The 9,514-nt window shown below is 75.0% G+C and carries 9 protein-coding genes; 7 read left to right on the forward strand and 2 right to left on the reverse strand.

The annotated features are described in order from the left end of the window. Nucleotides 1-67 precede the first annotated feature (67 nt). The 5 genes from ACI783_RS17460 to ACI783_RS17480 all read left to right on the forward strand — a co-directional run bounded on the left by ACI783_RS17460 (nt 68) and on the right by ACI783_RS17480 (nt 5,721). Nucleotides 68-1,909 (forward strand): ABC transporter ATP-binding protein, encoded by a 1,842-nt coding sequence (locus ACI783_RS17460; RefSeq protein ID WP_457141620.1) that lies wholly within the window; start codon nt 68-70, stop codon nt 1,907-1,909. A 54-nt stretch (nt 1,910-1,963) separates the two neighbouring features. Further along, nucleotides 1,964-2,518, forward strand: coding sequence for a hypothetical protein (locus ACI783_RS17465; protein ID WP_457141621.1), 555 nt, complete (start codon nt 1,964-1,966; stop codon nt 2,516-2,518). 71 nt (nt 2,519-2,589) lie between these two features. After that, a complete protein-coding gene (locus tag ACI783_RS17470) occupies nt 2,590-3,672 on the forward strand; it encodes an alkene reductase (RefSeq protein WP_457141622.1) in 1,083 nt (360 codons plus the stop codon). 68 nt (nt 3,673-3,740) lie between these two features. Further along, on the forward strand, nt 3,741-5,231 hold the full coding sequence (locus ACI783_RS17475; RefSeq protein WP_457141623.1) for an MFS transporter: 1,491 nt from the start codon (nt 3,741-3,743) through the stop codon (nt 5,229-5,231). A gap of 91 nt (nt 5,232-5,322) precedes the next feature. Then, nucleotides 5,323-5,721, forward strand: coding sequence for a hypothetical protein (locus ACI783_RS17480; protein ID WP_457141624.1), 399 nt, complete (start codon nt 5,323-5,325; stop codon nt 5,719-5,721). 10 nt (nt 5,722-5,731) lie between these two features. On the opposite strand, the gene ACI783_RS17485 is transcribed toward ACI783_RS17480, so the two are convergent. Together ACI783_RS17485 and ACI783_RS17490 are read right to left on the reverse strand one after the other, a co-directional pair. Then, nucleotides 5,732-6,394: a response regulator transcription factor gene (locus ACI783_RS17485; protein ID WP_457141625.1), complete on the reverse strand. Its 663-nt coding sequence runs from the start codon at nt 6,392-6,394 to the stop codon at nt 5,732-5,734. Beyond that, nucleotides 6,391-7,539, reverse strand: coding sequence for a sensor histidine kinase (locus ACI783_RS17490; protein ID WP_457141626.1), 1,149 nt, complete (start codon nt 7,537-7,539; stop codon nt 6,391-6,393). Before ACI783_RS17490 ends, ACI783_RS17485 begins: the two co-directional genes overlap by 4 nt. Before the next feature lie 178 nt (nt 7,540-7,717). Between ACI783_RS17490 and ACI783_RS17495 the strand changes: the two genes are divergently transcribed. Together ACI783_RS17495 and ACI783_RS17500 are read left to right on the forward strand one after the other, a co-directional pair. After that, nucleotides 7,718-8,620: an ABC transporter ATP-binding protein gene (locus ACI783_RS17495; protein ID WP_457141627.1), complete on the forward strand. Its 903-nt coding sequence runs from the start codon at nt 7,718-7,720 to the stop codon at nt 8,618-8,620. Between the two features lie 12 nt (nt 8,621-8,632). After that, nucleotides 8,633-9,391 carry a hypothetical protein gene (locus ACI783_RS17500; protein WP_457141628.1) on the forward strand — a complete coding sequence of 253 codons (759 nt, stop codon included), beginning with the start codon at nt 8,633-8,635 and terminating at the stop codon, nt 9,389-9,391. Nucleotides 9,392-9,514 lie beyond the last annotated feature (123 nt).

Below are 9,514 nucleotides of genomic sequence, written 5' to 3' on the forward strand. Positions count from 1 at the left end.
CGGAACAGTACCGGCCGATGCGTGGTTACCGCACCGTGAGGTAACCTCAGCGATCTTCGAGAGAGGGGTGGTCGCCATCGACGACACCTTCCAGCCCGGCCGGGGAGGCGGGCGCCCCGGCGGGCGGCCCGACCCGGCCGACCGCGCACAGCTGGAGCGCTCGCCCGTCCGGTGGTCCCGGGTGGCCGGGCTGTTCCGCCCCTACCGCGCGCAGCTCGCCACCGTGGTCGTGCTCATCGTGGCCAGCTCCGCCATCGCGCTGGCCACGCCGTTCCTCATCCGGCTGGTCATCGACGAGGCCATCCCCACGCAGGACGTCCCACTGCTGGTCTGGGCGGTCGTCGGCATGATCGGCGTCGCGGCGGTGACCGCCGTCCTCGGCGTGCTGCAGACCTGGCTGTCCACCACGGTCGGCCAGCACGTCATGCACGGCCTGCGGACGTCGGTCTTCACCCACCTGCAGCGCCAGTCGCTGGGCTTCTTCACCCGCACCAAGGGCGGCGAGGTCCAGTCGCGGCTGACCAACGACATCGGTGGCATGCAGTCGGTGGTCACCTCCACCGCCACGTCCTTCGCCGCCAACGCCACCACGGTGATCGGCACGGTGATCGCGATGGTCGCGCTGAGCTGGCGGCTGTCGCTGCTGTCGCTGATCGTGCTGCCGCCGGCGGTCTGGCTCACCCGCAAGGTCGCCCGGATGCGCCGCACCATCACCGCACAGCGGCAGCGCTCCCTCGCCGACCTGCACTCCCAGGTGGAGGAGGGGCTCAGCGTCAGCGGCGTGCTGCTGGGCAAGACCCTCGGCGCCGGGCCCGAGCAGTCGGCCCGGTTCGCCGCCACCTCCGACGACCTGGTCGCCCTGGAGGTCCGTTCCCAGCTGGCCGGCCGCTGGCGGATGGCCACGATGAGCATCGTCTTCGCCGGCATCCCGGCGCTGATCTACCTGGCCGCGGGCCTGCCCGCGACGTCCGGCGGGATGACGATCGGCACGCTGGTCGCCTTCACCACGCTGCAGGGCGCGCTGTTCCGCCCGCTGATGGGCCTGCTCGACATCGGCGTCTCGCTGACCGCCTCGATGGCGCTGTTCAGCCGGGTGTTCGAGTACCTGGACCTGCCGGTCGACATCGACGACCCGGCGCACCCGGTGCCGCTGGGCGACGTCCGCGGCGAGGTGCGGTTCGAGCACGTCGGCTTCCGCTACGCCGACGGGCACCGCGACGCGCTGACCGACGTCGACCTGACCGTGCCGGCCGGCGCGACGCTGGCGCTGGTGGGGGAGACCGGGTCGGGCAAGAGCACGCTGGCCTCGCTGGTGGCGCGGCTCAACGACCCGACCAGCGGCCGGGTGACCATCGACGGCATCGACGTGCGGGACGTGACGCTGGCCGACCTGGCCCGCACCGTCGGCGTCGTCGCCCAGGAGACCTACCTGCTGCACGGAACGATCGCCGAGAACCTGCGGCACGCCAAGCCCGACGCCACCGACGCCGAGCTGGTCGACGCCGCCCGGCGGGCCCAGGTGCACGAGGTCATCGCCGCGCTGCCGGCCGGCTACGACACCGTGGTCGGCGCCCGCGGGCACCGGTTCTCCGGCGGGGAGAAGCAGCGCCTGGCGATCGCCCGTACGCTGCTGCGCGACCCGCGGGTGCTGGTGCTCGACGAGGCGACCAGCGCGCTGGACAACGCCACCGAGCGCGCGGTGCAGACGGCGCTGGACGAGGTCAGCCACGGCCGCACGACCATCACCATCGCGCACCGGCTCTCCACCGTGCGGGACGCCGACCTGATCGCGGTGCTCGCGGAGGGCCGAGTGGTCGAGCAGGGCACCCACGAGGAGCTGATCGCCCGCGGCGGTCGCTACGCCGCGCTGAACGGCGCCGCCGAGCGGCAGGCCGTGCTGGCTCCCTGACCCACATGGGGTGGTCGACTCAATTGCACACGACCGACTGCCGATGCTCCGGCCATGACGACGTCGTCCGCCCGTGCCGCTGTGGTGCCCACCACGGCTGAACGGGTGCCGTTCCTGCCGCGCGGTGTCCGGCTCGACGAGGCGGGCTTCGCCTCCCGGCACCGGGTGATCTCCCTGGTGCTGGCGTTGCACCTGCCGGCGCTGGCCGCCCTCGGGGTGCTGCGCGACGAGGGCGGCTGGCTGTTGTGGGGTCAGCTCGCGGTGATGGCGCTGCTCCTGGCACTCGGGCGGGGGCTCACCGGCCAGGTGGTGCGGGCCAGCGTCACCGGCCTCGGGCTGATGATCGGGGCCGACGTCCTGCTGCACGTGGGCGGCGGCCTCACCGACCTGCACATCTGGTTCTACGTCCTGCTGGCCCTCATCGCGCTGTACCAGAGCTGGGCGCCGTTCCTCATCGCCGTGGGCTTCGTCGCGGTGCACCACGCGGTCGTCAGCCTCGCGATCCCCGACGAGGTGTTCTCCACCGCTGAGGGGCAGGCCCACCCGGTGCTGTTCGCCGGGCTGCACGCGGTGTTCGTCGGCGCGGCTGCGCAGCTGCGGCGCCGCTGACGGGGAGTGAGCCTCGCCGCAGTCCGTCCCGGACCGGAATGGCCGTCGCGCACAACCACCTTGTGCACGACATGGACCTGTTCTCCCCCGTGACGCTCGGCGATCTCGAGCTCGCCAACCGCGTCGTGATGGCCCCGCTGACCCGCATGCGCGCCGGCGCCTCCGGCGTCCCGAACGACCTGCTGGTCGAGCACTACGCCCAGCGCGCCTCGATCGGCCTGATCATCACCGAGGGCACCTACCCCCGGTTCGAGTCGCAGGCGTTCGTCGGCCAGCCCGGCATCGTCACCGACGAGCAGGCCGCCGGCTGGGCGCGCGTCGCGGAGGCGGTGCACGCCCGGGGCGGCCGGATCGTCCTGCAGCTGATGCACGGTGGCCGGGTCACCCACCCCGACGTCAACGGCGGGCGCCGGGTCGAGGCGCCCAGCGCGATCGCCATCGACGGCGCGGGTCACACGGAGAAGGGCAAGCAGCCCTACCCGGTGCCGCACGCCCTCACCACCGAGGAGGCCGCCCAGGTCCGCGACGACTTCGTCGCCGCCGCCCGGCGCGCGGTCGACGCCGGTCTGGACGGCGTGGAGGTGCACGGTGCCAACGGCTACCTGCTGCACGAGTTCCTCTCGCCGGCGTCCAACCAGCGCGACGACGTCTACGGCGGCACGCCGGAGAACCGCGCCCGCTTCGTCGTCGAGGTGGTCACCGCGGTCGCCGAGGCCGTGGGCGCCGGCAAGGTCGGGCTGCGCATCTCGCCCGAGCACAACATCCAGGACGCGCTGGAGACCGACCGGGGCGACGTCCTGGCCACCTACGGCACCCTGGTCGACCAGCTGGCGCCGCTGGGCCTGGCCTACCTGTCGATCCTGCACGCCGAGCCGGCCGGTGACCTGGTCCAGGAGCTGCGCCGCCGCTTCGGTGGCCCGCTGGTCGCCAACAGCGGGTTCGGCACCGTGACCACCCGCGCGGAGGCGGTCGCCCTCATCGAGGCGGCGCACGCCGAGGCCGTCGCCGTCGGCCGGGCCGCGATCGCCAACCCCGACCTGGTCGAGCGCTGGCAGGGCGAGCACCCGGAGAACGAGCCGAACGCCGCGCTGTTCTACGCCGCCGGCGCGGAGGGCTACACCGACTACCCGACCCTGCAGCTCAGCCAGAGCTGACCGCGGGACCCACCCTCCAGGCGGAAGCGGGGGCGCGCCTCCGGTGCCGCCCGCGGTTCGCTGGGAGGGTGGGCACCCCCAGGCACGCCGCACCCGCGCGCCGGGCCCACCCCACCGCGACCTTCGCCGTCCTGGCCACCGGTGTGGTCGCCTTCGCGCTGCTGCAGTCGCTGGTCACCCCGGTGCTGCCCGCGCTGCAGCGGGAGCTGGACACCACCCAGGCCGACGTCACCTGGGTGATGACCGCCTACCTGCTCTCGGCGTCGGTCTGCACGCCGATCATGGGGCGGCTGGGCGACATGGCGGGCAAGAAGCGGATGCTCGTCGTCACCCTGGTGGCGCTGGCCGTCGGCTGCCTGCTCGCCGCGCTGGCCGAGGACCTGACGGTGATGATCGTGGCGCGGGTGGTCCAGGGGATCGGCGGCGGCATGCTGCCGCTGTCCTTCGGCATCATCCGGGACGAGCTGCCCGCCCCGCGGGTGCCGGGCGCGATCGGGACGATCTCCGCGATGCTCGCCGTCGGCGCGGGCGCCGGTCTCGTGCTGGCCGGCCCGATCGTCGCCGCCCTGGACACCACCTGGCTGTTCTGGCTGCCGATGATCGCGCTGGTCTGCGCCGCGCTCGCCGCGCAGGTGGGCGTCCCGGAGTCGCGGGAGCGCACGCGCGGATCGATCAACTGGATCGCGGCGCTGCTGCTCTCCGGCTGGCTGGTCGCCTTGCTGCTGCCGGTCAGCCGGGCGCCGGCGTGGGGCTGGGGCTCCCCCCGCGTGCTGGGGCTGTTGGCCCTCGCCGCCGTGCTCGCCGTCGTCTGGGGGATCGTCGAGTACCGCGCTGCCCAGCCGCTGGTGGACATGCGGATGATGCGGGTCCGGGCGGTGTGGACCAACAACCTGGTGGCGCTGCTGGTCGGCTTCGGGATGTACGCCGCGTTCGCCTTCGTGCCGCAGTTCCTGCAGACGCCGACCACCGCCGGCTACGGGTTCGGGGCCTCGATCACCGAGTCCGGGCTGATGAACCTGCCGCAGACGGTGGCCTCGTTCGTCCTGGGCCTGGCCGCCGGCCGGCTGGCGCTGCGCTTCGGGTCGAAGAACCTGCTCGTCCTCGGCACGCTGCTGACCGCCGCCGGCTACGCCCTCTTCGCCCTGGTGCACGGCGAGCGCTGGGAGGTCTACGCGATCTCCACCGTGATCGGCGCCGGGTTCGGGCTGGCGTTCGCCGCGATGTCGAACCTGGTGGTGGCGGCCGTGCCGCCGCACCAGACCGGCGTCGCCAGCGGGATGAACGCCAACATCCGCACCGTGGGCGGCTCGATCGGTGCCGCGGTGATGGCCGCGGTGGTCACCGCGCACGCCGGGCCGACCGGGCTGCCGGCCGAGAGCGGCTACACCGCCGGGTTCCTGATGCTGGCCGGGGCGCTGGTGCTCGGCGCGCTGGCGGCGCTGCTGATCCCCTCCGTACGCCGGGACCCGGGGACGCACGGGGAGCCCGGCCTCGAGCTGCGCCACCCCGAGGCCGGGCTGGTCGCCGGCGGGACCCTGGTGGGCAAGGACGGCGAGTGAGCCGGGCGCGTCGGGACCCCGCGGGGCGGTCACCGGCTGGCAGGCTCACATGGCTCGTCTCGTCCCGCTGCACGAGAGAGGGGCAGTCGCGATGGCGCGGAGCCCGTTCACCGGCATGAGCCGACGCACCGATCACCTACTGACCGGCGTGGGGCTCGCGGTCGCGGGCGTCGCGCTGCTCGCCTGGGGAGCCGCGGAGGGCGCGCTGACGGCGGCCCGGCTGGCCGGCGCCCTGCTGCTGGTCGCGGCCGGGGGACTGCTCGTCGTCTCCGGGATGCGCGGCCCGGTCCGGGAGAACCCATCGACGGGGGCCTGGTACCGCAACCGGACCGTGTCCGGACTGCTCTTCCTGCTGATCGGCGCCGAGGTCGCACTCTGGAACGTGGGCGTTCCCGACCGCGCCGGCCAGTGGGGCGCCGCCACCGGGTTCCTGATCGTGGGCGCGGTGTTCGTGGTGCTCGGCGCGCGGCGCCGGCCGGGCACCGGCTGACCACCGCCGCTCAGCCCTCCAGCAGTCCGGCCTCGTGGGCGAGGATCGCCGCCTGCGTGCGGTTGGCCAGGTCCAGCTTGGTGAGCAGCCGGGAGACGTAGGTCTTCACCGTCGCCTCGCTGACGAACAGCCGCCCGGCGACCTCGGCGTTGGAGTCGCCCCGGCTCAGCAGGGCCAGCACCTCGCGCTCCCGGTCGGTCAGCGCCGCCACCCGGCGCAGCGCCTCGGCTCGCCGCGGCGCCGTGCGGCGGTGCACGTAGGAGTCGATGAGCGTCGCGGTGACCGCGGGGGAGAGCGTCGCCGTCCCGTCGGCGACCGCGCGCACCGCGGCCGCGATCTGCCGGGGTGGGGTGTCCTTGAGCAGGAAGCCCGCCGCGCCGGCGGCGAGCGCGGCGTACACGTACTCGTCCTGGTGGAAGATCGTGAGGACGGCGACCTGCGGCGGCTGGGGCAGCGCCAGGAGCTGCTCGGTGGCGGCGAGCCCGTCCAGCACCGGCATCCGGACGTCGATCAGCACCACGTCCGGCCGCAGCTCCCGGGCCGCCCGCACCGCCGCGTCGCCGTCGCCGGCCTCGCCGACGACCTCGAACCCGCCGGAGGACTCCAGCACGGTGCGCAGGCCGAAGCGCACCAGCTCCTCGTCGTCCACGAGCAGCACCCGGACGTCGGTCATGCCGGCAGCTCCGCGTCGATGCCGAAGCCGCCGTCCAGCCGGGGTTCGGCCGTGATCCGGCCGCCGAGGGTGCGCACCCGCTCACCCAACCCCACCAGGCCGTACCCGTCACCGTCCACCGGCTGCGGGAGCCGGGTCGGCGCGCTGTTGACCACGCGCAGGTGCAGCCGCTCGGGGGAACGCTCGACGGTCAGCTGCACCCGGGCGCCGGGGGCGTGCTTGCCGGCGTTGGTCAGCGCCTCCTGCGCGATCCGGTAGGCGGCCCGGCCCACGGCGGGGTCGAGGGCCTCGGCCCCGGGTTCGGCCGGGCTGGTGAGGGCCACCTCCATCCCCGCCTCTCGCGCCTGCTCGACCAGCCGGGGCAGGTCCGCCAGCCCCGGCTGCGGGCCCAGCGGCGCATCGTCGTCGACGTCCCCGGCGCGGAGCACGCCGACCATCTGGCGCAGCTCGGCCAGTGCCCGCCGTCCGGCGGTCTGCACCTGCTCGGCCAGCTGCTCGACCCGCTCGGCGTCACGCGCGGCGAGCTCGATCGCGCCGGCCTGCAGCACCATCAGGCTCACCCGGTGCCCGGCGGCGTCGTGCATCTCCCGGGCGATCCTGGTCCGCTCGGACAGGACGGCGTCGCGGGCGGCCAGCTCCCGCTCGGCCTCGGCCCGCTCGGCCCGCTCCTGCAGCACGCGCAGCAGCTGCTCCCGGGTGCGCTGCCAGGTCCCCAGCGCGGCGGGGAGGGCGATGATCGCCCCGGTGGCAGCGGCGACGATCGTCCAGCCGCCGAGGGTGACCGGGTCCGCGACCAGCGCGATCGCGATGGTGCCACCGAGCCCGGCGCCCCCGCGTACCCACCAGGAGCCGCTGTAGCGGCCGACGGCGTAGCTGGCCAGCAGCCACGGTGCGGTCGGGGAGAAGCCGAGCGCGGCCGACACGGCGCAGACGGCGAAGGGGATCGCGGGCTGCGTGCGGCGGAAGAGCAGCAGGGTGAGGGCCATCAGCGCGGTGGCGACAGCGATGCCGGCCAGGTCCATCGTCGACGGGTCCAGGGTGCCGAAGCCGCTCCCGGTCAGCGCCACGCCCAGCCCGGCGAGCAGCACCTCCCGGGCGATCCCGCGCGCGCTGAGGCCCGGCCAGATGCGGTCGCGGAGCCTCATGCGCCGGAGCCTAGGTCCCGGCCGGTGCCCGGCGGGTCGCCCGCGCGGCGAGCGGTGACGTCCTCTTTCGGATGACCGGGACGCGACGTCCGGCCAGCCAGGTCGCTGCCTGCGGCCGACGCGCTGACCAGGGGGTTCGCCGCAGATTGGGAACACACACCGATCTCCGGAGGCACCCATGATCACGGTCGGCGGACTGACCAAGCGCTACGGCGGACGCACCGTCGTGGACGACGTCACCTTCACCCTCGAGCCCGGCACGGTGACCGGCTTCCTCGGCCCGAACGGCGCCGGGAAGACCACCACGATGCGGATGATGACCGGGCTGATCCCGGCCACCGCGGGCGCGGCGACGATCGACGGCCGGCGCTACGCCGACCTGCCCAACCCCGGCGCCGTCGTCGGCACCCTGCTCGATGCCTCCGCCGTGCACCCCGGCCGCACCGGCCGGGCGCACCTCGGGCTGCACGCCACCGCCGTCGGCGTCGACTCCCGTCGGGTCGACGAGGTGCTGGAGCTGGTCGGGCTCGCCGACGCCGCCCGGCGCCGGGTGGGCGGCTACTCCCTGGGCATGCGGCAGCGGCTCGGGATCGCGGCAGCGCTGCTCACCGCTCCGCCGGTGCTGGTGTTCGACGAGCCGGCCAACGGGCTGGACCCGGACGGCATCCGCTGGCTGCGTGGACTGCTGCGCGGCCATGCGGCGCGCGGCGGCACGGTGCTGCTCTCCTCGCACCTGCTCGGCGAGGTCGAGCACACCGTCGACCGCCTGCTGGTCATCGGCGGCGGGCGGATCGTCGCCGACGGGCCGGTCGGCTCGCTGCTGGGCGACAGCGGCACCGCGGTGCGGTCGGTCGACCCCCGCGGGCTGGCCGACGCGCTGCAGGCCCGGGAGTTCCACGTGGAACGCCAGGACGACGGCGTGCTGGTCGTGACGGGGGCCGATCCGGCCACCGTCGGCGCCGTCGCCGCCGAGGCCGGGGTCGCGCTGATCGACCTGCACCCGGTGCAGCGCGGTCTCGAGGACCTGTTCTTCCAGCTCACGGACGACGCCGGAGCTGCCCCCACCCCCGCTGAGCGCTGAGGAGACCCTGACATGACCACGACTCTCGACACTGCTGTTCCGGTGCGGCCGGACGTCCGCCCGACCCGCGCCTCGCTGCCGACGCTCGTCGGCCTGGAGGTGCGCAAGACCCTGACCACCCGCTCGGGGCGGATGCTCGCCCTCGCCGCCGTGCTCGCCGGGCCGGCGGGGATGGCCCTGCTGGAGGCGGCCGGTGACGCCTATCCCGACGTGACCGGCCCGTTCGCCGTGGTGGGCATCATGACCGGCCTGCTGCTGCTGGCCATGGGGGTGTTGAGCACCGCGGGGGAGTGGACGCACCGGACCGCGGAGCCCACCTACCTGCTGGTGCCGCAGCGGAGCCGGGCGCTCGCGGCCAAGACGGTGGCGATGGCGCTGCTCGGCGCTGCCCTGGCGGCGGTGTCGATGGGGGTGTCGTGGCTGGTCGCGGCCGGGCTGGCCGACCCCGCCGTCTCCTGGGACGGGGCCGTCCAGGCGGCGCTGACCGCGGTGGGCGCGGGAACGGCGTTCGCGCTGGTCGGCGTCGGTGTGGGCGCGGCGACGGCGAACGCCCCCGCGGCGCTGACCGGCCTCTACCTGGCGATCCTCGGCCTGATGCAGGTCATCCGGGCCTGGAGCATGCCGGTCGCCGACGCCGTCGACCCCGCGCAGGCGGTGCTGCGGTTCGGTCGCGGCGACGCCGAGGGGGCCTCGCTGCTGACGCTGGGCGGCTGGGTGGTCGTCGCGCTGGTCGCGGGCTGGCTGCTCACCAGGCGGCGGCCCGTGCAGTGACCCCGCACCGGCCGCGGGGGGGGGGGGGGGGGGGGGGGGGGGGGGGGGGGGGGGGGGGGGGGGGGGGGGGGGGGGGGGGGGGGGGGGGGGGGGGGGGGGGGGGTGTGTGTCGGTGGGGCGGGG

This window comes from Modestobacter sp. SYSU DS0511, assembly GCF_054050755.1.